23 protein-coding genes and 1 tRNA gene are annotated in these 24,384 nt (G+C 69.3%); 12 read left to right on the forward strand and 12 right to left on the reverse strand.

Translation table 11 applies throughout. The features are described 5' to 3' along the window. Positions 1 to 171: 171 nt before the first annotated feature. A tRNA-Ser gene (locus AC1U7O_RS08605) sits at positions 172 to 261 on the reverse strand. 555 nt (positions 262 to 816) lie between these two features. On the opposite strand from AC1U7O_RS08605, the gene AC1U7O_RS08610 reads away from it, so the two are divergent. After that, complete coding sequence (locus tag AC1U7O_RS08610; RefSeq protein ID WP_479894314.1) at positions 817 to 1,242, forward strand: response regulator transcription factor; 426 nt, start codon at positions 817 to 819, stop codon at positions 1,240 to 1,242. On the opposite strand, the gene AC1U7O_RS08615 is transcribed toward AC1U7O_RS08610, so the two are convergent. Together AC1U7O_RS08615 and serS are read right to left on the reverse strand one after the other, a co-directional pair. Next, a complete protein-coding gene (locus AC1U7O_RS08615) occupies positions 1,199 to 1,555 on the reverse strand; it encodes a hypothetical protein (RefSeq protein WP_479894315.1) in 357 nt (118 codons plus the stop codon). The genes AC1U7O_RS08610 and AC1U7O_RS08615 overlap by 44 nt on opposite strands. An 11-nt stretch (positions 1,556 to 1,566) precedes the next feature. Further along, the gene (serS, locus tag AC1U7O_RS08620) at positions 1,567 to 2,859 is read right to left on the reverse strand and encodes a serine--tRNA ligase (RefSeq protein WP_479894316.1); all 1,293 of its coding nucleotides are present in this window, start codon (positions 2,857 to 2,859) and stop codon (positions 1,567 to 1,569) included. A gap of 83 nt (positions 2,860 to 2,942) precedes the next feature. Between serS and AC1U7O_RS08625 the strand changes: the two genes are divergently transcribed. Genes AC1U7O_RS08625 through AC1U7O_RS08635 form a run of 3 tightly spaced genes read left to right on the forward strand, consistent with a single transcriptional unit; the run spans position 2,943 to position 5,451 of the window. Then, on the forward strand, positions 2,943 to 4,001 hold the full coding sequence (locus AC1U7O_RS08625; protein WP_479894317.1) for a PA0069 family radical SAM protein: 1,059 nt from the start codon (positions 2,943 to 2,945) through the stop codon (positions 3,999 to 4,001). Further along, entirely contained in the window at positions 3,998 to 4,372 is a 375-nt protein-coding gene (locus AC1U7O_RS08630; RefSeq protein WP_479894318.1) for a rhodanese-like domain-containing protein, read from the forward strand. Before AC1U7O_RS08625 ends, AC1U7O_RS08630 begins: the two co-directional genes overlap by 4 nt. A 5-nt stretch (positions 4,373 to 4,377) precedes the next feature. Beyond that, complete coding sequence (locus tag AC1U7O_RS08635; protein WP_479894319.1) at positions 4,378 to 5,451, forward strand: DUF362 domain-containing protein; 1,074 nt, start codon at positions 4,378 to 4,380, stop codon at positions 5,449 to 5,451. A 9-nt stretch (positions 5,452 to 5,460) separates the two neighbouring features. Here the strand turns inward: AC1U7O_RS08635 and AC1U7O_RS08640 are convergent, their stop codons facing one another. Both AC1U7O_RS08640 and AC1U7O_RS08645 read right to left on the reverse strand, forming a co-directional pair. Further along, positions 5,461 to 6,021, reverse strand: a complete 561-nt coding sequence (locus AC1U7O_RS08640; RefSeq protein ID WP_479894320.1) for an OmpH/Skp family outer membrane protein — start codon at positions 6,019 to 6,021, stop codon at positions 5,461 to 5,463. Positions 6,022 to 6,132: 111 nt separating this feature from the next. Then, a complete protein-coding gene (locus AC1U7O_RS08645; RefSeq protein ID WP_479894321.1) occupies positions 6,133 to 7,242 on the reverse strand; it encodes a GGDEF domain-containing protein in 1,110 nt (369 codons plus the stop codon). A gap of 115 nt (positions 7,243 to 7,357) precedes the next feature. Here AC1U7O_RS08645 and AC1U7O_RS08650 point away from each other — a divergent pair, with 115 nt between their 5' ends. Further along, on the forward strand, positions 7,358 to 8,011 hold the full coding sequence (locus tag AC1U7O_RS08650; RefSeq protein WP_479894322.1) for an SGNH/GDSL hydrolase family protein: 654 nt from the start codon (positions 7,358 to 7,360) through the stop codon (positions 8,009 to 8,011). Then, positions 8,008 to 8,319, forward strand: coding sequence for a thioredoxin family protein (locus AC1U7O_RS08655; protein ID WP_479894323.1), 312 nt, complete (start codon positions 8,008 to 8,010; stop codon positions 8,317 to 8,319). The genes AC1U7O_RS08650 and AC1U7O_RS08655 overlap by 4 nt, the downstream gene beginning before the upstream one ends. On the opposite strand, the gene zwf is transcribed toward AC1U7O_RS08655, so the two are convergent. The 4 genes from zwf to AC1U7O_RS08675 all read right to left on the reverse strand — a co-directional run bounded on the left by zwf (position 8,314) and on the right by AC1U7O_RS08675 (position 12,648). Then, entirely contained in the window at positions 8,314 to 9,831 is a 1,518-nt protein-coding gene (gene zwf / locus AC1U7O_RS08660) for a glucose-6-phosphate dehydrogenase (protein WP_479894324.1), read from the reverse strand. The genes AC1U7O_RS08655 and zwf overlap by 6 nt on opposite strands. Before the next feature lie 28 nt (positions 9,832 to 9,859). Continuing rightward, entirely contained in the window at positions 9,860 to 10,753 is an 894-nt protein-coding gene (gene gnd, locus AC1U7O_RS08665) for a phosphogluconate dehydrogenase (NAD(+)-dependent, decarboxylating) (protein ID WP_479894325.1), read from the reverse strand. A 264-nt stretch (positions 10,754 to 11,017) separates the two neighbouring features. Then, positions 11,018 to 11,467 carry a hypothetical protein gene (locus AC1U7O_RS08670; protein WP_479894326.1) on the reverse strand — a complete coding sequence of 150 codons (450 nt, stop codon included), beginning with the start codon at positions 11,465 to 11,467 and terminating at the stop codon, positions 11,018 to 11,020. A gap of 170 nt (positions 11,468 to 11,637) precedes the next feature. Beyond that, complete coding sequence (locus AC1U7O_RS08675; protein ID WP_479894327.1) at positions 11,638 to 12,648, reverse strand: caspase family protein; 1,011 nt, start codon at positions 12,646 to 12,648, stop codon at positions 11,638 to 11,640. A gap of 587 nt (positions 12,649 to 13,235) precedes the next feature. On the opposite strand from AC1U7O_RS08675, the gene AC1U7O_RS08680 reads away from it, so the two are divergent. From AC1U7O_RS08680 to AC1U7O_RS08690, 3 genes are all read left to right on the forward strand, one after another. After that, positions 13,236 to 14,534 carry a caspase family protein gene (locus AC1U7O_RS08680; protein ID WP_479894328.1) on the forward strand — a complete coding sequence of 433 codons (1,299 nt, stop codon included), beginning with the start codon at positions 13,236 to 13,238 and terminating at the stop codon, positions 14,532 to 14,534. 67 nt (positions 14,535 to 14,601) lie between these two features. Next, complete coding sequence (locus AC1U7O_RS08685; RefSeq protein WP_479894329.1) at positions 14,602 to 15,495, forward strand: hypothetical protein; 894 nt, start codon at positions 14,602 to 14,604, stop codon at positions 15,493 to 15,495. Positions 15,496 to 15,554: 59 nt separating this feature from the next. Continuing rightward, a complete protein-coding gene (locus AC1U7O_RS08690) occupies positions 15,555 to 15,866 on the forward strand; it encodes a hypothetical protein (protein WP_479894330.1) in 312 nt (103 codons plus the stop codon). A gap of 43 nt (positions 15,867 to 15,909) precedes the next feature. Here AC1U7O_RS08690 and AC1U7O_RS08695 read toward each other — a convergent pair whose 3' ends face one another. From AC1U7O_RS08695 to AC1U7O_RS08705, 3 genes are all read right to left on the reverse strand, one after another. Continuing rightward, a complete protein-coding gene (locus AC1U7O_RS08695) occupies positions 15,910 to 16,728 on the reverse strand; it encodes a hypothetical protein (RefSeq protein ID WP_479894331.1) in 819 nt (272 codons plus the stop codon). Positions 16,729 to 16,848: 120 nt separating this feature from the next. Beyond that, positions 16,849 to 17,874 carry a low-specificity L-threonine aldolase gene (ltaE, locus tag AC1U7O_RS08700; protein ID WP_479894332.1) on the reverse strand — a complete coding sequence of 342 codons (1,026 nt, stop codon included), beginning with the start codon at positions 17,872 to 17,874 and terminating at the stop codon, positions 16,849 to 16,851. Between the two features lie 32 nt (positions 17,875 to 17,906). Then, complete coding sequence (locus AC1U7O_RS08705) at positions 17,907 to 19,151, reverse strand: hypothetical protein (protein ID WP_479894333.1); 1,245 nt, start codon at positions 19,149 to 19,151, stop codon at positions 17,907 to 17,909. A 199-nt stretch (positions 19,152 to 19,350) separates the two neighbouring features. Between AC1U7O_RS08705 and AC1U7O_RS08710 the strand changes: the two genes are divergently transcribed. From AC1U7O_RS08710 to AC1U7O_RS08720, 3 genes are all read left to right on the forward strand, one after another. Then, positions 19,351 to 20,718: a glutamate-5-semialdehyde dehydrogenase gene (locus AC1U7O_RS08710; RefSeq protein WP_479894334.1), complete on the forward strand. Its 1,368-nt coding sequence runs from the start codon at positions 19,351 to 19,353 to the stop codon at positions 20,716 to 20,718. Positions 20,719 to 20,870: 152 nt separating this feature from the next. Beyond that, complete coding sequence (locus AC1U7O_RS08715) at positions 20,871 to 22,364, forward strand: class I SAM-dependent methyltransferase (protein WP_479894335.1); 1,494 nt, start codon at positions 20,871 to 20,873, stop codon at positions 22,362 to 22,364. A 104-nt stretch (positions 22,365 to 22,468) separates the two neighbouring features. Next, positions 22,469 to 24,376, forward strand: a complete 1,908-nt coding sequence (locus AC1U7O_RS08720; protein ID WP_479894336.1) for a B12-binding domain-containing radical SAM protein — start codon at positions 22,469 to 22,471, stop codon at positions 24,374 to 24,376. The last annotated feature ends 8 nt before the right edge of the window (positions 24,377 to 24,384 follow it).

The raw sequence follows: 24,384 nt of genomic DNA on the forward strand, positions 1-24,384 counted from the left end.
CGCACAAAATGAGCGGCGGCCGGCCGAGCACGCGCAGGATGGCGGAGGGGGTGGGCGGAGGCGCGACCACGTCGCGCCGGTCAAATGAGCCTCGTTCGAATCCCACCCAAAGCCGCGACGCGATGGCCCGGCCGCACAAAATGAGCGGCGGCCGGCCGAGCACGCGCAGGATGGCGGAGGGGGTGGGATTCGAACCCACGGTCGAGTTGCCCCGACTCCGGTTTTCAAGACCGGCGCTTTCGGCCGCTCAGCCACCCCTCCGATGCTTCGAGCCCACCGTTTGCCGCGCGGGAACCCGGCGGCAAACGCGGGCTGCATGATAGAGGGTTTCCCCCGAGAATTCCAGGCGGCGGTGTCGGTCGCAGCCCCCTGACGGAGGTTGCGGCGTCGGGGCACCGGCCGAGTGCGGGGTCGGTGAAGCGACGACAAATCGCCCGATTGAGATTCTACAGCATTGGACGGAGATTGCGGTGGGAATCGCGCCGCCGCGCTGCTAGTGTGGTGTCCCACAAAATTCCTTTTGTCATTCCGGCCAAGGCCGCTGAGCGGCCGCGAGCCGGAATCCAGGGACGTGGCAAGGTCCTGAATGCCGGCCCCGGATTGAACAGGTCCGGGGTAAACTTCCGCTGGCATGACGAGGCCACCAGCTTGTGGGACGCAACACTAGCCCGCATGATTCATGAACGCTTCTACTCCTGCCGTCGCCTGCCTGTGCGGGCACGCAGACAGGCGATTTCGTCACGAGTCGCCATGAATCATACGGGCTAGGCCCTGCGAAAGCGGGTGCGGGCGGCTTCCTTCAGGGACCGGCGTGCGATGAAGCCAAGACCCGAGATGATCGATCCGCGTCCGGACACGGGCGTCAAGCCGGTGCGGATGCTGGTCGCCGACGACCATCCGATCGTCAGGGAGGGAATGAAGTCGGCGCTCGCCGTCGCCGGGAGATCGCCGGCGGCGGGCGAGGCCGGGACCGCGCGGGACACGCTCGATGCGGTCGCCGACGGGTCCTACGACCTCCTTGTGCTCGCCATGAACCTGTCGGACCGTGGGTACCAGGTCCTTTGCCGGCTGGCCATGGGCCGGACGGTGGGGCAGATCGCAGATGCGTCGAACCTCGGCGTGACGACGGGCAGCACCTCCCGCGTGCGGATCCTCAAGAAGCTCGCGCGCACCACGAACGGATGCGGGGGGCGCCACACTACGGACAGGAGGGCGCCGGGCTGTTCTGGAACATCCGCTTGAGCGTCTGCCACCGCTCGACCTCTTCGGTGGACTCGTTGAGGAAGCCGCCCTGGGTCTTGAGCTCCAGCGCGACGTACTCCTTGTACAGGGCGCAGATCTCGGGAGGGCCGCTGCGGCGGCGCTCGGGGGGCGCCTCCTCCCGCGCGGCCGGCGGGGAGGCCGGAGCGGCGGGCTCGGGCGCCGGTTCGGGGACGGTGCTCACGGACCCGTGGTCGGAGGGTTCGAAGGGGCGACAGCCCTGCCGCGGCTCGGTGGTGTAGAGGTCGCCGGGGCAGACCCACAGAGCGGCGGCGAGGAACGCGACGTCAACCATGGTGCTCCTCCTCAGCTCTCCGGGGCGATCCGGTCCTGCCCGCCCAGGTAGGGTCGCAAGGCGGCGGGGATCGCGATCGAGCCGTCCGCCTGCTGGCCGTTCTCCAGGATCGCCACCAGCGTCCGCCCCACCGCCAGGCCGGAGCCGTTGAGCGTGTGGACGAACTCCGGCTTCGCGCCCTTGGCGGCGGGCCGGTAGCGGATGTTCGCCCGACGGGCTTGGAAGGCCTCGAAGTTGCTGCAGGAGGAAATCTCCCGGAAGGCCCGCTGCCCCGGGAGCCAGACTTCGAGGTCGTAGGTCTTGGCCGCCCCGAACCCCAGATCGCCCGTGCAGAGCGTGACGACGCGGTAGTGGAGCTCCAGCGCTTGGAGGACCGCTTCCGCCGCGCCGGTCAGCCGCTCCAGCTCGTCGTAGGAATCCTCCGGCCTGGTGAAGGCGACGAGCTCGACCTTGTTGAACTGGTGCAGGCGGATCAGCCCGCGCGTGTCCTTCCCGTAGGAGCCGGCCTCCCGGCGGAAGCAGGGGGTGTAGGCCGTGTAGCGCAGGGGCAGACCTTCGCCGGCCAGGACCTCCTCGCGGTGCAGGTTGGTGAGCGGCACCTCCGCGGTCGGGATGAGAAAGTAGTCGTCCTCGGCGAGCCGGAAGAGGTCCGCCTCGAACTTCGGGAGCTGGCCGGTGCCGGTCATCGCGGCCCGGTTGACGAGCACCGGGGGCAGCACCTCGCGGTAGCCGTGCCGGGTCGTGTGCAGGTCCAGCATGAAGTTGATCAGGGCCCGCTCCAGCCGCGCGCCCGCGCCGGTGAGAACCGCGAACCGCGCGCCGGCGATCTTGGCCGCACGCTCGAAGTCCAGGATACCCAGGGCCTCGCCGAGGTCCCAGTGCGGCCTAGGGGCGAACCCGAAGGCGGGCGGCGAGCCCCAGCGGCGGACCTCCACGTTGCCGGCGGGCTCGCGGCCCGCGGGCACGGAGGCATGGGGTAGGTTCGGGATGCGCAGGGCCAGCTCGCTCAGCCGCTCCTCGATCCCGCGCAGGAGTTCCTCCTGGTCCTTGATCCGGTCGCCGAGGGCCTTCATCTCCGCCGAGAGCGCGGCCACCGTCGCCTCGGGCTGCTTGTCGCGCTTCAGGCGGCCGACCTCCTCGGAGCCCGTCTTGAGCCGGTGGCGCTGCTCCTCGACCGCCGCCATGAGGCCGCGCCGCTCCTCGATCAGCTTGCGCAGGTCCTCCCACGGCACGTCGGCGCCGCGGGCGCCGAGACGCTCGCGGATGCTGTCCAGGTTCTCTCGGAGGGCGCGAAGGTCGTGCATGGCGAATGGGGCGCACTCTACCACCGGCGCGCCGACGGGTCAACGAACCGGCCGCGAGCCGGCTTGACTTGGGCGGGCGCGGCATGGACGATAGGGCCATGCGGCTCGTCGCGAACCCCCCCAATCCTTTCGAGTCCCGCGAGCGGGAGCGCCTGGAACCGCCGCCGCGCGTCGCGCTCCAGGTCTTCGAGGACTCGACGAAGGAAATCCTCAGCCGGAACGAGAGCCCCGACCTGCCCTTCCGCTGGAGCGTGAATCCCTACCGCGGCTGCTTCCACGCCTGCGCCTACTGCTACGCGCGGCCGACGCACGAGTACTGGGGGTTCGGCGCCGGCACGGACTTCGAGTCCAAGCTCGTCGTCAAGCCCGACGCGCCGGTCCTGCTGCGCGAAGCGTTCATGAAGCCCTCGTGGAAGGGCGAGCTCATCGTCTTCTCCGGCAACACCGACTGCTACCAGCCGCTGGAGGCCGGCTACGGGCTCACCCGCGCCTGCCTGGAGGTCTGCGCCGAGTTCCGGAACCCGGTCGGGGTGATCACCAAGGCGGCGCTGGTCGAGCGGGACCGGGACGTGCTGGCGCGGCTCCAGGCCGAGGCCTGGGCGCGGGTCTATTTCAGCATTCCCTTCGCGGATGAAGCGACGGCGCGCAAGGTCGAGCCCCAGGCGCCCTCCCCCGCGCGGCGGTTCGCGGCGATGAAGGCCTTGGCCGAGGCGGGCGTCCGGACGGGCATCTCGATCGCGCCGGTGATCCCGGGCCTGAACGAGGACGATATCCCGGAGCTGCTGGCCCGCGCCCGCGAGGCCGGGGCGCAGACCGCCACCTTCATCCTGCTCCGGCTGCCCGGGAGCGTCGAGGCGGTGTTCCTGGAGCGGATGGCCGCAGCCTTTCCAGACCGCATCGCGAAGATGACCAACCGGCTGCGGGAGGTTCGGGGCGGGACCCTGACGGAGCCGGCCTTCTTCGAGCGGCACCGCGGGCAGGGGACCTACTGGGACGTGATCGAGCGGCTGTTCGCGGTGGCGCGCCGCAAGGCCGGCTTCCCGGACGAGGACGACGAGCCGATCCCCGACACCTTCCGCCGCCCCGCCGCGGGCCAGTTGAGCCTGTTCGAGCCGGGCGACGGTTATCGAGGAGGACCATGAGGCACAACCCCGGGTTTCTCAAGCTGGTGGAGGACGCGAAGCGGCGGATCGCCGAATGCACGATCGCCGACGTCAAGGCGAGGCTCGACCGCGGCGAGGCCGTTCACCTGATCGACATCCGCGAAGACCACGAGTTCGCGAAGGATCGGGTGAAGGGCGCCCGGCACATCGGCCGCGGCGTCCTGGAGCGCGACGTCGAGACGCTCATCCCGGACAAGCGGGCGCCGATCGTGCTGTATTGCGGCGGCGGCTACCGCTCCGCCCTCTCGGCGGACAGCCTGCGGCGGATGGGCTACACGAACGTGCTCAGCATGGACGGCGGCATCCGCGCCTGGCGGGAGGCGGGCTACCCCATCGAGTCGGGCGGCTGACGCCGATGGCCCTCTCCCGCCGCGAGACGCTCGCCCGCCTGGGCTTCGGCGCGGCCTTCCTGTCGGCGCTCGCCCTCGCGCCCCGGTCCCTCCTCGGCAGCCTCCTCTTCGAGCCGGAGGGGGAGCCGGTCCCCGCCGTGCCGCCGCCGCCCAATCCCTTCGTCCGCGATGGCCGGGCCCTGGTCGCGATCGTTCACGGCACCGACCCGGCCGAGATGCTGCGAGAGGGCCTGGCGCTCCTCGGCGGCGTCGGCCTCCTCGGCCTGGCGGGCCGGCGCGTCCTCCTCAAGCCCAACGTCGTCAACAGCCGCAAGCCGCCCAGCACGACCGCGCCGGAGGTCGTCGCGGCGGTCGGGCGCCTGGCGAAGGCGGCGGGGGCGTCCGAGCTGGTCGTCGCCGACAGCTCGGGGATGATCCGCTTCCCGACCCGGGAGAACCTCGACGCCACGGGCATCCGCCGGGCCGCCGAGTCCCTCGGGGCGCGGGTGCTCGCGCTGGAGGAGGAGCCCTGGGTCCGCGTCGAGCCGGCCCGGGCGCGGTCGCTCCGCCGGTACTACGTGTCGAGGCCGGTCTACGAGGCGGACTGCTGGATCAACCTGCCGGTGGTCAAGACCCATCGCTTCGCCCATTATTCCTGTGCGCTCAAGAATCTGGTCGGGGTCGTCCATCCCCGCTACCGCCCGTCGCTGAGCTTTCTCTCCGGCGATTGGCACGAGCGGATCGCCGAGCTGAACCTCGCCGTCCACCCGCGGCTGACCGTCGCGGATGCGACGACGGTGATGGTGGAAGGAGGACCCACGAGCGGCACGCCGGCCCGCGCCGACCTCCTGCTGCTGAGCGGGGATCGGGTGGCGCTGGACGTGGTGGCCGTGGCCCTGCTCCGCTCCTACGGGAAATCGGACCGGCTGATGGAGGGGGGCCCCTGGGCGCAACGGCAGATCGTGCGGGCGATCGAGCTGGGCCTGGGGGTGACGGGGCCGGGGGAGGTGGACCTGGTCGCGCGCTCGATCGAGGGGGGCGGGGCCGCGTTCGAGCGCCTGGTGGAGCGGCTGCGGCGGGACGTGGGCCTGGGGGCGTGAGGCGGGGCGCTACTTGTTCTGCTTGTCGAACTCCTTGATCACCTGGTCGGTGAGGTCGAGCGTCTCCTTGTTGAAGAGCACGATCTTGCCGGTCGCCTCGCTGCCCTTGTCCACGACGAGCGAGAAGCCGCCGCGCTCGGCCACGGCCTTCGTCGCGACCTGGATCTTCTTCATGTACTCGTCCATGATCTCCTTCTGCTTGCCGGCCAGCTCCTGATTGAAGTCCTGGAAGCGCCGCTGCAGGGTCTGGGCCCGCTCCCGCAACTGCGCTTCCTTTGCCTGCCGCTGCTTCTCATCCATCGTAGAGGCCTGATCCCGGAACTGCTTCTCCATGTTCTTGAACTCTTCCTCGTCGCTCGCGAGCACCTTCTGCCGGCTGGCGACGTAGTCCCGCAGGCCGTCCAGGGCCTTGCGGCCGGCCTTGGTCTTTTCCATCACTTCGATCGGGTCGATGACGCCCATCTTGAAGGTCTCGGCCGCGTGCGCGAGGCCGGCCAGGGCGACCGACCCGGCCACCACGACCGCCGCCAGCATCGGCCGGCGCACCGTCATCTGTCGGAGGCTTGGCATGGGACGCTGCTCCTTTCTCTGTGTCCGCGGCGGGGACAAGGGGCCCCTCCGCACGTCCGGGGCGGGAGGATAGCCCCGCGACGCCCCCCTGTCAAGGGGAGGAGAAGCCGCTCAGGAGAGGGCGGGGCGCTCCGCCGGGGCGGGCTCACCCTCCGGCGCCCAGTCGGAAACCTGGTCCAGGAGGGGCATGTGGCAGACCTGGTTGCGGCCCTGGCGCTTGGCGGTATAGAGGGCCAGGTCGGCGACCTTGAGCATGGTGGACGGGGAGGGATGGCTGGTCTTGCCCGGTTCGTAGGTGGTCATCCCGATGCTGGTCGTGAGCTGGAAGGTGCGGTCCGCTTCCTTGAAGGGGTGGCTCTCGACGGCCTGCCGGAGCCGCTCGCCCGCCGCGATGGCCCCCTCCGTGTCCACCCGGGGCAGCAGCCAGACGTACTCGTCGCCGCCGACCCGGCCGACCAGGTCGTAGCCGCGCCGCTGGGCGATGAGGACGGTGGCGTAGTCCTGCAGGACCTGGTCGCCGGCCGCGTGGCCGTAGGTGTCGTTCACGCGCTTGAAGTAGTCGATGTCCATGATCGCGCAGGAGAGGGGCGACTCGAACCGCTTGGCCTCCTCCAGCGCGCGGGTCAGCGCCTCGAGGATGTGCCGCCGGTTCGGCATGCCCGTCAGCTCGTCGTGGGTCGCGGCGTAGGCGAGCCGCTCCTTGTCCCGCCGCTCGCGGTCCGCGAACTCGCCCATGAGGCCGTAAAAGAGGGTGACGACGAGGAAAAAGGGCATGCGCAGGAGGGCCGGGCCCAGCGCGGCGATGTTCGGTTCCCGGAAAAAGGCGAAAGCGCCGTAGGCGATACAGGTGATGGTCGCCAGGATCAAGGCCCGGACCAGGCTCCCGGCCGCGCCGGCGATCATGATGATGCCGAAATAGACGACGAAGAGGTCCGTGCCCGTCGTGCCGGTCAGGTAGAGGATGGCCGGCACCAGGAAGGTGTCCAGCAGGACCAGGGCCGTCGCCACGATGGTCATGCTGAGGAAGTTGGGCAGGATGTAGAGCAGGACGATGTTGGCGACCAGCATGAGGCTGACGAAGCGGATGGCCTGCTCGGTCGAGAGCGCGTCCTGGTTGCCCAGCAGAATGTGGGCGGACAGCACGAGCACGACCAGCCACTGCAGGATCGGGATCGGCTTGATGAGGTGGTCGAGGTGGTCCCAGCTTGTGGTGATAGACATGGGCCTTGGTCGTTGGGGGATGCTCCCGCGCATTGTTGCCCGCGCCGGCCGGTTTGTCAATTGCGATTGCGTCCGACTAGAATGGCGGTCGAACTCGACGCGGAGGCGACCGGTGATGACCGCGCAAGGGACCCCGCCGCTGATCGTCTGCTTCGGAGATAGTCTCACGGCCGGCTGGCAGTCTCCGGACCGTGAGGATCCCCGTGGCCGGGAGACCCCCTACGGGGGGTTCCTGCGGGCTCGGCTCGGGACGGCCGCACGGGTGGCCGTCAGCGGCGTCTGCGGGGAGGTGACGGCGGACATGGTCGAGCGGTTCGCACGGGACGCCCTGGCCCGGGGCCCCGCCTGGGTGGTGATCCTCGGCGGCACCAATGACCTGGGATGCCGGGTCCCGGTGACGGACATCTTCGGCAACCTGAGAGCCATGTACGAGGAGGCCTTGGCCGCGGGGGCGCGGCCGGTGGCCGTGACGGTGCCGTCCGTCCGGCTGGGTGAAGGGGCGCCCTCCCCCATGGAGCGGGAGTGGGAGCGCGATCACATCGCGCGCCGTGAGGCGCTGAACCGGGCGATCGCGGGCTATTGCGCCGCCGGAGGCCCGGCCTGCCTCGACCTGTTCGGCGCGACGCTGGAGCCGGGGACGAGACGGCTCGCCCGCGAGTTCTCCAACGACGGCCTGCACCTGACGACCGCGGGCTACCGGCTCTTCGCCGACCTGCTCTACGGGCGCCTGTTCGGACCGTGGCTCGCCGGGATGGAGCGCCGTCCGTGATCCGCGGTGTGACGGACCCGGAGTTCGATCGGGTGGTGGCCGGTGCCGGCGTACCCGTGCTGATCGAGTTCTGGCGGCCCGGCTGCGGCCATTGCCGGGCGCTGATGGGCGAGCTGGAGCGGTTGCAGGCCGAGACGGCCGGCCGGCTGCTGGTCCTGGCGATGAACGTGGAGGAGAACTTCCAGATCCCCGCGGAGCTGGAGGTCTCGTCGCTGCCGGCCCTGGCGCTCTACCGCGACGGCCGCTTCGACCGGTTCATCGGGGGGCTCGGTCGGAAAGACGCCATCCGGACCCAGATCGGGCTATAGGATCCGCCAGCTCCGCCGCGCGTCGCCGATCAGCCGGTCCGCCTCGGGCGGGCCCCAGGTCCCGGCGGGGTAGCTCAGCAGGTTCTTCGTTCCCATCGTGTCCCAAGCTTCGAGGATCGGCGTGATCCAGGCCCAGGAGGCCTCGACCGCGTCCCGCCGCATAAACAGCGAGGCGTCGCCCGCCATCACGTCCAGCAGCAGCCGCTCGTAGGCCTCCGGCGACGGAGCGCCGAAGGCGTCGCCGTAGTGGAAGTTCATCTCGACGGGGTGGGTCTTGGCGCGCGAGCCCGGCACCTTGGAGACGATCCGCAGCGACATCCCCTCCTCGGGCTGGATGCGCAGGGTGAGCAGGTTCGGGGCCTGGGGCGCGTCGGGGTCGGCGTTGAAGAGAATCTGGGGGATGTCCTTGAACTGCACCGCGATCTCGGAGCCCCGCTTCGGCAGGGCCTTGCCCGTCCGCAGGTAGAAGGGGACGCCGGCCCAGCGCCAGTTGTCCAGGAAGAGCTTGATCGCGACATAGGTCTCCGTCGTGGAGTCGGGCTGGACGCCGGCCTCTTGCCGGTAGCCGAGCGCCTCCCCGTGGCGCGTCTTGCCGGGGCCGTACTGGGCGCGGACGGTGAACCGCTCTACGTCCCGCCCGGTGATCGGACGCAGACAGCGTAGGACGTCGATGCGGGCGTTGCGGACCACGTCGGGGTGGAGCGAGTAGGGCGGCTCCATCGCCACGAGGCAGAGCAACTGGAGGATGTGGTTCTGGACCATGTCGCGGAGCGCGCCGGTGCCTTCATAGTAGGCGGCGCGCGTGCCGACGCCCTCCTCCTCGCTCACGGTGAGCTGGACGTGGTCGATGTACTTGTAGTTCCAGAGCGGCTCGAAGATGCTGTTGGCGAACCGCAGGACCATGATGTTCTGGACCGTTTCCTTGCCCAGGTAGTGGTCGATGCGGAAGATCTGCGATTCGTCGAAGACCCGCCCGACGGTCGCGTTGATCGCCCGGGCCGACTCCAGGTCGTGGCCGATCGGCTTCTCCACGATGACGCGGCAGAACGGCCGCGTGTCGTCGGGCGGCCGGATGAGTCCCGCCTGCTCCAGCCCCTGACAGGCGGCCTGGATGGACATCGGCGGGATGGCGAGGTAGAAGATTCGATGGCCGGGCAGGTGCAGGTCCGCCTCGATGCGCTCCAGTTTCTCGCGGAGGCCCTTGTAGGCGGCGGGGTCCTCGATCGAGCCGGCGAAGTAGAAGAGCCGGCGCTCGAAGTCCGTCCAGGCGCCGTCCGCGAGCGCCTGGCGCGAGAAGCGCGTGACGCCCTCGTGGGCGCTCGCGCGGAAGCCCTCATCGCCCAGGGCCTTGCGGCCGATCCCCAGCACCGCGTAGTTGGCGGGCAGGAGGCCGTCGAGGAGCAGGTTGTAGATCGCGGGGAGCAGCTTGCGCTTGGCCAGGTCGCCCGAGCCCCCGAAGATGACCAGGGTGCAGGGCGCGGCGTGCAGGGATCGGGCGGCGTCCTGTGGCATGGTGGTCTCCCTCACCGCCGGGGCGCCGTCACCGGCGGACCGAATGGCCTCCGAAGGCGTTGCGCAGGGCCGCCAGCAGCTTCTCGGCGAAGGACTCCTCCTGTCGCGACCGGAACCGCGTGAACAGCGCCGCGGTCAGGGTCGGGACGGGCACGTCCTTCTCGATCGCGTCGGCGATCATCCAGCGGCCTTCCCCCGAGTCCTGCACGTAGCCCTTGATGCCGTCCAGGCGCGGGTCCTGCGCCAGCGCGCCGGCCGCCAGCTCCAGGAGCCAGGAGCGCACGACGCTCCCGTGCATCCAGAGGTCGGCGATCCGGGCGAGATCCAGCTTGTACCCGCTCTTGGCCATCAGCTCGAAGCCCTCGGCGTAGCCCTGCATCATGCTGTACTCGATCCCGTTGTGCACCATCTTGACGTAGTGGCCGGCGCCCGTCCCGCCGACGTGGGCCCAGCCCCGCTCCGGGGCGAGCGTGCGGAAGATCGGCTCCAGCCGCGCGACGGCGGCCTCCTCGCCGCCGACCATGAGGCAGTAGCCGACGGTCAGGCCCCAGATGCCGCCGCTGGTCCCGACGTCTACGTAGTGCAGACCCTTGGGCGCGAGGTCGGCGGCGCGGCGCACGTCGTCCAGGTAGCGGGTGTTCCCGCCGTCGATCACCGTGTCGCCCCGCTGGAGCAGCGCGGCCACGGCCTGCACCGTCTCCTCGGTCGGAGCGCCGGACGGGACCATGATCCACACGGCGCGGGGCGGGGCGAGCTTGCCGGCCAGCTCGGCGAGCGAGCCGGCGCCGACGCAGCCCTGCCCCTCGGCCTGTTTCACGAGCGCGGCGTTACGGTCGAAGACCACGACCCGGTGCTGGTCGCGCCGCAGGCGCGTGACCATGTTCATGCCCATCTTGCCCAAGCCGACGAATCCGAGTTCCATGGCTGGCCCCTTCATTTCCGGTTCGGTGCGCCCCTCGTGAGAGCCGGCCGGCGGCCGCGCCTCGGCGGGGGCATCCCGGCCGAGGCCGGGGCTATCCTACCATACCCGCCACAACAGGTCCTGGATCGGACGGGGCGGCGGGCTGTCGCAATCCGGGGGCGCAGCTCCGGCGGCTGGGAGCGACCCCTGTGTCGGTATCGGTCGGCCGGCGGCGGAGTTTAAGGAATCCGCTTTGCCGAAGGGGGCCGGGAGGAAACCCCCTCGTCACTCCGCCACGTCGCAGCGGAACTCGTTCCTGATCGGATAGTGGCCGCTCGGGCGGAGCCCCCAGGCGGTGGCGAGGGCCTGGCAGGTCAGCTCCTTGAGGCCCACGTCGAGGAATTCATAGACGTTCGGGTAGTAGGCCGAGCCGCTCCACGCCGATTCGCCCGTGTCGGCGCGATAGCCTTCGAGCGACACCCTGGCGTGGTACCAGGTGGACGGCGAGGAGCCGATGCCGGAAGGGCCCAGGTACGGCGGGCCTTCCTCGCCCTCGATCTCCGGCGTCTCGATCACCAGGAGGTAGTCGGCCGAGGAGGCCCGGGTCAGCCGCTGCCGGGCCTCGCTGTTCTTGCGGAGCGCCTTGGCGTCGGCGGCTCCGTCGGACGGGGCCGCCGACGCCCGCGCCACCTCGACGGGCACCACCCCATGGTGGGCCAGCCACTTCACCGCCATAGCGGTCGCGCTGGGGTGAGTGCCGACGACGGCCACACGCTGGTTCTGTCTCGGTAGGGTCTGGTGGGCGCCCTCGGTGATGGGGTAGACGCTGCAGGCGGAAAGGACGAGGAGCCCCAGGACGGCGGCGGGAAGTCGGCGGGGCGACGGTCTGCGCGTGAGATTGGGCACTAAAAGGCCGGGGGCGTGAAGACTTCGTTGGATCGTCTCAGCAGATCGCGCTGGTACTCCCTCACCGCCTCCTGCTTGGCCCGCTGCTCGGTGGCCTCCGTATAGACCTTAATGGGCTTGAACAGGGCCAGGATCACGTCGCCCTCCCCCCAAAGCCGGCCGTACTGCGGCGTCTGGTCGGGGACCATCTCCGGGACCTTCATGCCGATGTAGGCGCCGAGATCACGGGCCGTCAGGTAGCCCTTGTCCGACCAGGGCATGTTGTGGTCTTGCGAGAGGGCCTTGAGGAACAGGCCGGTGAAGACCCCGTGCCCCCCGTCCTCCTTGACGCGCTCGCCGCGGCTCCCCGCCGTCAGCACGACATGGGCGCGGCTCTTCGCCAGGTTGTCCAGGTAGTCCACGCCGCCGTCGAAGTTGGCGAGGGTCAGCGTCCGGCCGCTGCTCCTCAGCATCTCGCCCGAGAAGCAGGAATCCATGACGTAGAGCACGTGCCGGGCCTTCATCGCGGAAGAAATCTCCGCCAGCTCGTCGAGGGCGATGGCCGTCGTGCGGTGGTGGTCGGGATGGTAATCGGAGGGCAGGATGAAACCCATGGCGCCGCTGCCGTCGGCCTTATCCCTCGTGTCGCCGTGTCCGGCGAAGTAGAAGAGGACGCGGTCGGTTTCGGCGGCCTGCTTGCCGACCTCGTCCGCCAAGACGCCGATGATTTTCTCCCTGGTCGCTTGCTCGTCGGTGAGCAGACGGACCTCGAACCCCATCTTCGCGAGCTGCTCGGCGACGGCCTGGGCGTCCGACACCGCGTAATTGAGGTCCGTGAAATTGCGTCCGGCGGTCGGGTAGCGGTTGATGCCGACGACCACCGCCCAGGAGCGGCTGTAGAGGCCCTTCAGGACTTCCTCCGGAGATTTCGTCTGGATCGCGGCGGGTGAGAGCTGGCCTTCACCCGTCGCCGGGAAGGGGCAGAGGAGGAGCAGGGCAACCAGGGCTGCGATCGGGATCGGTGCGCGCATGAGGATCCTCGCCGACGGTGACGTTGAGCTGCGAGAGAACCAAAGGGAGCGTGAACCGATGGGGGGAGTCTAGCGAAGGCGGGAAGACTAGTCAATCGGCGTCGCCGGCGCCGCTCACTCGCACGCGCCGCCGCATCTCCTGGTGACGGTACGTACGCCAAAAGGCGTATTGAGCCGACTCACGGGCCGTCATAGACTCCCCCGCGTCCGTAGGGGTCTACCCGCGTTGGGGGAGAGGGGGCCGGGTGGCTATCGCTTTGGACATGACTCCTATCCGGAAGGATCAGCGGGGGCGGGCGTGGGCAGGGCTATGCTCGCCCGTACAGCGAGTCAGTTATAAACACGTTGAATGTAAACGAGTTCTAGCCTCCATGCCGCGTAAGCGAGGTGCCGGCCCAGGGTGTGCCCTCGCCACGAGGCAGGGAAGGCCAAGCCGAGGGAGGCCGACGGAGGCGCGACGCGCCGGTTCTCTTCCGACGGGCCGAAACTCCTACAGATTTGCCTTGACATATTCTACTAAAGGGGTATGCTCCCCCCACAAACTGGGGGGCCGTCTCTTCCTGCTGGTTGTTCAGGGAGGGCTGGTCATGGGTCGGGAAATAGGGGCCGCCGCCACGCCGATCGTCCTCGTCGCGTTCATCTTCGCATTCGCTGCACCCCTCTGGGCCGGGGAGAAGTGCCGGGACTTGACGGCCACCTGCCGAGCTGAAAGCTCCGGGGAGCGTCGGGATTTCTTCACCCTCAGCGATTTCTATGGAAAGTCCTACGCCGTAGTGGTGGGCGTGAATCGCTATCCTCTGGCCGATGGGAAAGTGTCGGACCTCGAATATGCCAGGGCCGACGCCGAGGCCGTGGCCCGGCGCCTCCAGCAGATGGGGTTTGAGGTCACTCTCCTGGTGGATGAGGCGGCGACGCGCGACGGAATCCTGGGCGCGCTAGAGGACATCTCAAGCAGGGCCCAGCAGCGAGATCGGATCGTCTTCTACTTCGCCGGGCACGGCGATACCAGGCAGGGCTTCGAGAACAAGTTCCAGGGGTTCATCCTGCCCAGCAACTACGACCCGCACAAGCACCGCGCCACCGCCATCTCGATGGAGGACCTGAAGGGGATCTCCGACGGCATCAAGGCCAACCACATGCTCTATGCCATGGATTCCTGCTTCTCCGGGAGCCTGGTGCGGAGCAGGAGCGGGCTGGGCGGCCAACTGAACGCGAACCTCTACGAGCACATCAAGAAACTGACGGAAGAACGGGCGCACGTGGTCATCACGGCGGGGGGGAAGGACCAGAAGGTGAAGGAGGTGGACGGCCACGGCGTCTTCACCAAAACGCTCCTGGATGCCCTGTCGGAGGAGCATCTGGAGCGGAAGCCCTGGGTGGCCGACGGCTACCTGACCTCCATGGAGCTTGCGACCTACATCAAGAAGCGGATCACCGAGGTGGACGCCAGGCAGAACCCGCAGTACGGCTTCCTGAGCGGCGAGGGAGACGTGGTGCTGGCGCTCTACAAGCCGACGGAGCCTTCGCGGACGACCGCTCCGCCGGCCGTCATGAACCAGGACGATATCCAGCGCCGGATCAAGGAAGCCGAGGACCGGGCCAGGCGGGAAGCGGAAGACCGGGCCAGGCAGGAGGCGGCCCTGAAGGAAGAAAACCTCCGCCGCCAGCTTGAACAGGAGCGCCTGCAACGCGAGCGCGCGGAGCAGGACCGCATCAGGCGCGAGCAGGACCTCGCGCGACGGGAGGCCGAGGCGCGGGAGCGGGAGCAGACGCGACGGGCCCAGGAGGAGCGTGACCGGCAGGCCCGCGAGCGGGCTCGCGCGGCAGAACGGGAGCGGGAGAAATCCCGGAACAACGAGGACGTCTTCGTCCCTCCGTCGTTCTAGGGGGCGGGACTCTCCTGAGGCGTTCCTAACCGGGGCACACCGGTGCAATTCAATCCAGAGGAGGGAGATGACGATGATGAACGGAAAGAGTCGCTGGCTGGTCGTGATCATGGTGGGACTCTTCGCCCTCGTGGCGATGCCCCTGGCCGTGTGGGCGGCGGATGAGACTGGTCCCACTCCGGTGACGCAGGCCTCCTCTACCACTGAGTCAATGCCGGTTTCCGGGACGGCTCCGATGAAGGAAACGAGTCTGTTTGGAGACCGGATCAAGCTCAGCGCCGGCTATCGGATCTGGGTCGCTCAGTGGCAGACGTGGACCACGCTTGCCGCCGGTACCAACGGCGCGAACCAGGCCATTTCCAGCTTCTCCCCCCTGATGGGACCCCAGGGCGCGATCAGCCTGAAAACCAACGATGGTGCCTGGTTCAACCGGGTCTTCATCACCGGGCAGTACCTGAATGCCGGGTTTGCGTTCCACGAGGCAGGAACCTCCAACACGACCGGCGTGCAGTCGGCCGTCGATCGAAATGACTTAACCCTGACCGCTGGCATGAACATCTGGCGCGGGCTGGGCGCTTACGTCGGCTACTATCGTATGCTGCAGCATTGGGGGGTCAACTCCTACCAGATCAAGGGGCCCATGGTTGGTCTGCATGGGACGCAGCCAATCGCCGATTCCCGCCTGGCCCTCTACGGCAACGTGGCCATGGGCTGGATGACCTTCCACCAGTATCAGAATCAACCTGCCCTGAGCACGGGCGATGTCCAGGCCTATTCCGGAGAGGCCGGTGTCAACATCGGTGGCCCAAAGATTTGGAAGATTGACACGAACATGCAGCTCGGCTGGCGCTACCAGGTTCTGACGCAGATTTACGGGAACAGCCGGCTCGGCGGTCCGTCCACCACCAGGGCGAATGACGTGACCAACGGGCCGGTATTCACCATCTCCGCGAGCTTCTGAGCCGATCCCTCGATCGGGGCGGGGCGGCCGTTGCCGCCCCGCCTCCCAGGAGCGTCTCCGTGAAAGTCATCTTGAGTCTCTGCCTGGCGGGCTGCCTGGCGGTCGCAGGTTGCGGCCTGTTCTCGGATAAGAAGCCGGCGGACCAGGCAGACGATGTGTGGAGCCGCCGGGTCTACGACGAGGATTCGGCCTATCTGGTGCGGCTCAACGAGCGGGTGCAGGAAGGGAAGCTGACGCCGGCGGATCGGGACTATCTCTGGCAGGCCTACCTCGCCCGCATCCAGGGGGCCCTGCCGCCGGCCAGACCCCAGCAGACGCGCAGGCGGGAGGATGATTTCTGGCTCTGGCCCTTCGTCCTGCCCGCGTTCTGAGGACCCTCCGACAAACTGCTTTTCGGCATTCAGCCGGCCCGACTCAGTCGATCCGCTGCGGATTCGGCACGTCCTGGAAGATCGCGCCGAAGAGCCGGCGTCCCGCGGCGATCCGATCGGGCAGGGCGGTCGCCGTCAGGAACTGCTCCGCCGCCTCGCCCACCGCCTTGTCGCGCGTGGCGACAAACCGCACGACGTCGGCCGGCGCGGTCAGCCAGAAGCCGCGCAGGCAGAAGAAGGCCTCGATCGCCTCCTCGAAGAAGATGGCGAGCAGGTACTGCGCGACGGCCTGGTGATGGCCGAGGTCCTCGGCCTTGCCGAGCCAGTGGTGGCAGGTCGCCTTGAGCCGAATCTTCTCATGGATGGTGAGCGGCGGCGGGCCCTGGCGGAACCGCTGGTTGGCCTTGTCCACGAGCCTGGCGCCCACGGCCTCCAGCTCGAAGAGGACGCGCGCGCGGCGGAGGAGCGGCGGCAGGCGCCGGTTGTGGGCGAGGTCCTGCTCCATGTTCTTCTGCGCGCGGTAGCGCACTTCGACCGTCCGGTCGGCGACCCGCACCGTGTCCTCCCCTTCGTCCTGTCCCTTGACGACCGCGATCAGGTCGAGGTCGCTGTGCCGCGTCAGGGCCCGGCGGGCCCCCGAGCCGACGAGGAGGATCGCCATGAGATCGCCCCCGCGTTTCGCCCGCACGTAGCGGACGGCCTTCTCGATCAGGGCGTCGAGCCCGGTCTGCCCCGGCGCGGACGGTGGCGGCGGCGGCTCCTCGGGCAGGTCCAGCAGCTCGGCCTGGAGCTCTTCGCGCGACGGCGGGGGCGGGGCGGTGTCCCGGTCCGTCTGGTTCGTTGGGTGGGGATCGGGTGTCATGGTCGTTCAGACGGTCGTGACGCGGGAAGGCCGGGAAGCAGGCCGGCGTGGGCCGGCCCCGATCGCCGGCGCATTCTATGGGGGCTGAAGGGGCCTGTCAATCGGCCGCGGCGCGACGGCTCAGGCGAGCAGGCGCGCGAAGATGCGGCCGGCCTCCTCGATGTCGGCGGCGCTCACGTCCAGATGCGTGACGGCGCGGAAGGCGCGCGGACCGACCGCGTTGATCAGCACGCCCGCGGCCTTGAGCCGCGCGACCAGCTCGGGCGCCGGCGGGGCGCTCTCCGCCGTCCTGAAGATCACGATGTTGGTCTCGACCTGTGCGGGGCTCACCGTGACGGCCGGAATCGTCGCGAGCAGCTCGGCCAACCGCCTGGCGTTGGCGTGGTCCTCCTTCAGACGGCCGATGTGGTGCTCCAGGGCGTGGAGGCCCGCCGCGGCCAGGATACCGGCCTGGCGCATGCCGCCGCCGTACATGCGGCGGACGCGGCGGAGCCGCTCGATCGTGTGCCGGTCCGACGCGACGAGCGAGCCGACCGGCGCGCCCAGGCCCTTCGAGAGGCAGACGGACACCGTCTCGAAGTGCCGCGCGTAGTCGGCGGCGGGGATGCCGGTCGCCACGACGGCGTTGAAGAGCCGGGCCCCGTCCAGGTGCATCGGGACGCCGTGCGCGTCGGCGACGGCGCGGATGCGGGCGATCGTCTCCAGGGGATAGATCGCGCCGCCGCCCGCGTTGTGGGTGTTCTCCAGGCAGATGAGCTTCGTCGGGAGGCCGTAGGGGTCCTTCGGCCTGATCGCGGCCTCGACCTGCTCGGGCGTCATGAGACCGCGGTCGCCGCTGACCCAATGGAGCTGCACGCCGGTCAGCGCCGAGGCGGCCCCCTGCTCGTAGCGCACGATGTGGGCGGAGCCCTCGACGACGATCTCCTCGCCGGGCCCCGCATGGGCGCGGATCGCGAGCTGATTGGCCATGATGCCGGAGGGGACGAAGAGCGCCGCCTCCTTGCCGAGCAGCGCGGCGACCCGCTCCTGCAACCGGTTGACCGTCGGGTCCTCCCCGTAGACGTCGTCGCCGACCTCGGCGCGGGCCATGGCTTCCCGCATCGCCGGGGTGGGCTTGGTGACGGTGTCGCTGCGGAGGTCGATCATGGTACCCGTGCCGGATGAGGAGTCATCGGTGGTCAGTTGTCGGATTGGAGCGACCGGGCGTCCTCGATCCGGTAGGCCTGGCGGTCCAGGACCGGATAGACGGAGAAGATCGGCGTGTTGTACGGCACGAAGGCCGAGGAACGGCCGGGCGCGAGCAGGAGGTGGAGGTTGACGAAGTTGAAGCTCAGGCCCTCCTGCCAGGGCCGGCGCGCGGAGGGGGCGTAGGCGTGGATCTTCTCGGTCGCGTAAGTCCTGGTCAGCAGTCCCGCGCCGCCCTGCAGACCGTACTCGTAGAGGTCCGGCGCGCCCTGGATGAGCAGCGCCATGGCCTCGGCGTCGAACCAGACCTTGAAGTTGCAACTGATCTGGATGTAGGGCCCGAGCGCGTTGCTGCTCTCCAGGAAGGCCTGCGGCAGGCCGACCTCCACCGGCAGGTCCTTGGGCAGGGGGCGGTCCACGGCGCCCAGCTCCGGCTCCTTCACCGGCGAAGCGGAGACGAAGAGCAGGTTCGGGTCGTCCAGCGGGAGGTCCAGCACCTGGTCGTCGTACCAACTGCAGAGCTTGCCCATCTCGTAGCGGAGGGGAAAGGAGTAGCCCGTCGTCGCGTACCAGATGCGGATCGCCGCGTCGAGCGGGTCGTCGGGCGTGCGGCTGATCTTCAGGTCGAAGGGCAGCATCAGGTGCAGGGCGCCCGTCCTCACGCTCATGAAGGGGGCGCAGGCGCCGGCGAACTCCTTCTGCACGGCCGGGTTGTCCGGCTCGAACTTGCGGCTCTGCCCCGTGAAGTGCTGGGCGTACTTGGCGTCCTTCGTGAGCTTGAACTTGTGCTGGTAGTAAGCGGCGGCCCGCTTCTGCGCGACGGTGAGGAAGTAGTCGGGCAGGTCCGTCTCGACGATGATCCGCCGGCGATCGGCGGGCGCCGCGGCCTGGGGGCGCGGCGCCCGCATCGCCTCGTTGTACATCTGCAGCTCGGCCGAGGCCTTCTGGATCTCCTGGCGCAGGTGCCGGGCCAGGCCGGGGTCGGCGAACCCGGTGCGGGGGAGGACCTGCTGGGCCTTCTGCAGGCACTCCAGCTTGTGGGTGTACCGCTTGGGCTCCGCCGCGAACGCGTCCGCGGTCGCCATGTAGAGGTTGAACTGCTCCTCCGGGGTCAGGCCGAGCCGCTCCGGGTCCTGCTCCTTGATGAAGGCCATGGCCAGCGGGCCGAAGGCTTCTTCCTTCCGGATGCAGAGCGTCATCAGGTAGTTGTAGTGGGCCCGCGCCTCGTCCGGCGTCATGCGTCCTCCCGCGACGGCGCATTCTACGGGAAGCGCCCGAGGGGCCACAAGCCCGGCCCGGCGTCGGGCCGTTTTGACGCCTCTGAAAACCGCGTGCTATAGTCGCGCCGACATTTTAGCGTGGATGATAGACGATTGACGAGCGGCCGCCGGATGTGCCTGACTCACCCAATCGCTCTCATGAGGAGACCCTGACGCGATGGTTGAAGTGCCGGTCAAGATGTACATCGCCAAGCTCACGGCCAGGGCCAAGGAGGCGGCCCGGCCCATGGCCCTGCTGCCTGGCCCGGTCAAGGACAAGGCGCTGGGCGTCATGGCGGACCGCCTGCTCGCCGACGGGGAGCGGATTCTGCTCGCCAACCGCGGGGACATCGAGTCCATCGCGAAGAGCCTGGAGGGCGAGACGAACAAGGACACGGTGAAGGAGGCGGTGGAGCGGGTCCGCCTGACCGCCGAGTCCGTCGCGGAGCTGGCGGAATCGCTGCGGGCGGTGGCCGCCCTGCCGGACCCGGTCGGCGAGGTCACCCGTATGTGGCGGCGGCCGAACGGCATGCAGGTCAGCCTGGTCCGGGTGCCGATCGGCGTGCTGGGGGTCATCACCGACCTCGGCCCGCGCGCGCTGGTCGAGTCCGCCGCGCTGTGCCTCAAGGCCGGGAACGTCTGTGTGTTCCGCGGCGGGGCGGAGGCCTTCCGCACGAACATGGCCGTGGCCGCGAGCCTGGACGCCGCCGCGGTGGAGGCGGGCCTGCCGGCCGGCGCCCTGTCGTTCGTGGAGCGGACGGAGAAGGAGGCGGCGCTGGAGCTGCTCCGCATGACGAAGCACCTGGATGCGGTCATCCCGCGGGGCGGGGCCGGGCTGCGGCGGACCGTCGTCGAGCAGTCGCGCCTGCCGGTCCTCTGCCACGACGGCGGCGTCTGCCACGTTTACGTGGATGCGGACGCCGATCAGCCCCTTGCCCAGAACATCGTCGTGAACTCGAAGCTGCAGCGGCCCGGCGCGGCCAACTCCGTGGACACGCTCCTCGTGCACCAGGCGGTCGCGCGGATGCTCCTTCCGGGCCTGCTCCGGCGCCTCCTGGACGAGTTCAAGGTGGATGTCCGCGGCTGTCCCAAGACGATCGCGCTCACGGGCACCCAGCCGATGACCGGCCACAAGGCGGTGGAGGAGGCGACGGAGGAGGATTGGGGGCGGCAGTTCCAGTCCCGGACGATCGCCGTCAAGCTGGTGAAGGACATGGACGAGGCGCTGGACCACATCGCCCGCTACGGCCCCGGCCAGACCGACACGATCGTGACCCGCGACTACGCCGCCGCCCTCCGGTTCGCGCGGGAGGCGGATTCCGGCGCCGTCCTGATCAACGCCTCGACGCGGGAGCACGAGGGGGAGGAGTTCGGCCTGGGGCCGGCCATCGGCATCAGCGTCGGCCGTGTCCATGCGCGCGGCCCCATCGGCCTGGAGGGGCTGACCTGCCAGAAGTACGTCGTCCTCGGCACGGGCCAGCTTCGCCACCCCCACCCGGTGCCCGTGACCTACGAGGACGCGATCATGCTGAAGCGACCCTCCTGAGGAGCGAGAGACCGAGGGAGTGCTCCAGCGAGGGATTGGTTTCTTGAGCCATCGGCTCATCAAGGGAGCGGCTCCGTGACCGATTCGGGCTGCCCCCGATCCTTCCATCGCGCGCTCATCCATGGCCCGACCGCACACGCATCACTCACTCAATGACCCGATCTTTCAATTCCGCTCCGGCCATCCATGAGCACCTGGCCTTCTGGGGCCTCCGGCGGTACGAGTCCGACGACGAGTACTTTCGCCGCCAGCGCGAGACGATCCCAGCGGCCGACCTGGCCGAGCTCAACCGGCTGATCGAGGCGAGGCGGAGCGATCCAGCGGCGGATCGGGCCTTTTACGACACGTCCTCGCAGCCGGCCCTCCTGCCCATCCTGCACAGCCAGCGGTACGAGTATTACGAGCGGGTGGGGACGTTGGTCGCCCAGCGCCTCGCCGACCTCCCCTCCGGCCTGGTCCTGGACTTCGGCTGCGGCCCCGGCATCCTGGCGTCCTTCTATGCGCGGTGCTGTCCTCACCTTCGCCTCGTCGGTGTGGACCGGTCCCCCGTGTCGGTCGAGACGGCCCGGGCGCGGGCGGCCGAGCTGAAGTCGGCCAACCTGCGGTTCGAGGTCGGCGACTGTCCTGACGCTCTGCCGGCCGGGCCCTTCGACGTCATCCTGTCCACCCATGCCCTGGTCCAGGCCGAGCAGGAGCCGGGGCTGCCCAGCAGGGATTGGCGCACCTTCGAGCGGGACCGCGATGCGGCCGCCCAGGCGGCGTTCGAGCGACGGATCGGGCTGGCCGGTCGGCTGGACGCGCTGTGCCGGCTGCTCGCGCCGGGGGGGCGCCTGATCCTCTTTGAGAAGACGCGGCCCCTCGCGCGCCGGGTGCCCTTCCAGCGGGCCCTCGCCGCGCGGGGGCTGAGCCTGCTCGCGCCGCCGCAGCCGGTCCGCTACCGCTTGGTCGAAGAAGTGGTGGAGGACGGGCCGCTCTATGTCCTGGGGCGCGGGGAGGGGGAGGCTCCGGCGGGGAGGGTGGACTGGGATGAAGCGCCGGAGGCCGTTCCCGGCGACGATCTCTACGTCTGCCGAGGCGAGGCGGCGCTGGTCGTCTTGAGCCGGCTTCCCGGCCGGACCGTTCGGGGAGAGTTGACGCGGCGAGCCGGCGAGGGCGCGTTACGGGCGGAGTGGGGCGGCTGGGGCGGCGCCTTCGCCTACCTGTCGGTCACGGGGGAAGGCGGGGTGAGCCTGCTCCTCGTCGGCGGGGAGAAGAGGGGGACCATCGCCCGGGCCGTCGAGGTGGCGACCGGCGACGAGGGGGCGCTGGCCGCTCTGACCCAGGGGCTGGGGCAGGGTGGTGAGGTCGGGTCCGAGCCGCCGCCCGAGCAGGCCCCGCTCTATGAGTGTCATGCCGCCGTCGCCCAGGCTGTCCGCGAGGGCCTCCCGTCGGTGCGCCTGCGGGATGAGGCCACGATCGAGGGGCCGGATGGGCGCCCTGTGCACGTCGAGCTTGGGGAGGCGGGAGCCCTGGCCTTCGTCTACCTCGCCGACACGATGGACGAGCGCCGCCTGGTGGTCGTCGAGGGGAGCCGGCGGGCGGAACTGGGGGCCTATTACGGCGAGCTGACTTCCGGGGCCGCTCCCGGCGGTCCCGGGGGCGGGTGAGCAGCCTGCCACGGAGGTCTCGGCCGGCCCGATTGCCCTTGACCTCGGGTTCTTCCACTCAATAGAATGCGCTATTCCGCGCGGCGAGCCGTGAGGGGGACGGGATGAGAGTCGAGTACTCCAAGGGCACGAGGCTGACGCCGGAGCTGATCCAACTCCGCCGCCGGCAGAGCGGAGAGGCCTCCGGCGGGCGGCGGATGAAGGTCATGCTCGTGTTCCCGCCCGATTGGTACCCCTCCGAGCCCTACCTGAGCCTGCCCACCCTGACCGCGGTCCTCCGTCCCGCCGGACACGCGGTCGTCCAGAAGGACGTGAACCTCGAGATGTGGGACTGGTTCTTCAGCGCCGACTTCCTCCGCCTGGTCCTGCGTCGAGTGCCGCAGCAGCTCGACCGGCTCCGCAAGCTGGCGCGTAAGCGCGAGCTGGAGGACTGGGAGCGGGACCTGCAGCTCGCCCTCTGCGAGCTGACGCGGGAACGGCTCGCCGACCTGGCGGAGCGCGCGGAGCGGGCCAAGCGGATCGTCCGCGGCGAGGGCTTCTACGAGGCCGACCGGCTGGAGTGGGCGATCAACACCTTCCGCGAGGTGACCGCGACCATCTCGCTCGTCTACGCTCCCGCGCGGATCTGCATGCCGCCGATGGAGACCGACCTCACCTACAAGGCCTTCATGTCTTCCGAGGTGCTCGCCGCCGTGGAGGACGCCCAGGTGAACGTCTACCGGGACGTCTTCGAGCACCTGCTCAAGCCGGCGATCGAGGCCGAGCGGCCGGACGTGGTCGGCATCTCCATCGTGCTCCAACAACAGCTCTTCTCCTCGATGACCTTCTGCGCCCTGATCAAGCGGCACTTCCCCGGCATCCACGTGACGATCGGCGGGAACACGGTCACGCGGCTGCGGGACGTCCTGCCGGCCAAGCCGGAGCTGTTCGCGCTCTTCGACACGGCCGTGGTCTACGAGGGGGAGACGGCCTTCCTGCAGCTCGTCGAGGCGCTCGGCGCCGGGCGGGACCTGGCGGGCGTGCCGAACCTGATCTACAAGGACGGGACGGGGATCACGACCTCGCCCCTGACCTACGCCGAGGACATGCACGCGCTCCCGCCGCCGGACTTCGACGGCCTGCCGCTGGAGAAGTATTTCACGCCCGAGCGGATGCTGCCCTACCTCGCCACCCGCGGCTGCTACTGGGGCCGGTGCGAGTTCTGTGACCACGGCGAAGGCTACACCGCCGGGTACCGGACGAAGAAGATCGACGAAATCATCGCGGAAATTACGCATCTTCGCAACAAATATCTTACGCGATACTTTCACTTTACAGACGAATCCTATCCGCCGGCCCTCTTCCGCAAGCTGACCCGCCGTCTGGTGGAGACCGACCTGGGCATCCAGTGGACGACCCACATGCGGTTCGAGAAGAGCCTGCTGGAGGAGGAGGTCTGGCGGGATGCGGCCGCTTCCGGCTGCCGGTACCTGCACTTCGGGTTCGAGTCCGGGAACGAGCGGGTCCTCAAGCTGATGGACAAGGCGACGACCGGGGAGGTGATCCGCAAGAGCCTCCAGCTCTCGGCCGGGGTCGGCATCTGGAACCACGTGATGGGCTTCTTCGGCTTCCCCGGAGAGACACGGGAGGAGGCGCTCGATTCGATCCGGTTCCTGGAGGAGCACAGGGATCTGGTCCACTCGGTGGGCTTCGGGACCTTCGACCTGAGCCGGCACACCCCCGTCGCGAAGAACCCGGAGAAGTTCGGGGTGACGGCCTACGTCAACCCCGAGTGGGACCTGGCCCTCGATTACTACTTCACGGTCAAGGAGGGCTTGAGCGTGGAGGAGGCCGAGCAGGTCTTCGAGGAATTCGAGCGGAACCACTACCCCGGCTGGGACCTCAAGGTCTTCATCCGCGAGTATGTCTTTCTGTACGTGGCGCGGTTCGGCACGAACCGGCTGCCTGCCCTCCAGTTCCGGCCGCCCGAAGTCGGGGTCGTCGACCTGAGCCCGGTGGGCGGGAAGGTCTAGCCGGACAC

This window comes from Candidatus Nitrospira neuquenensis (assembly GCF_979578155.1).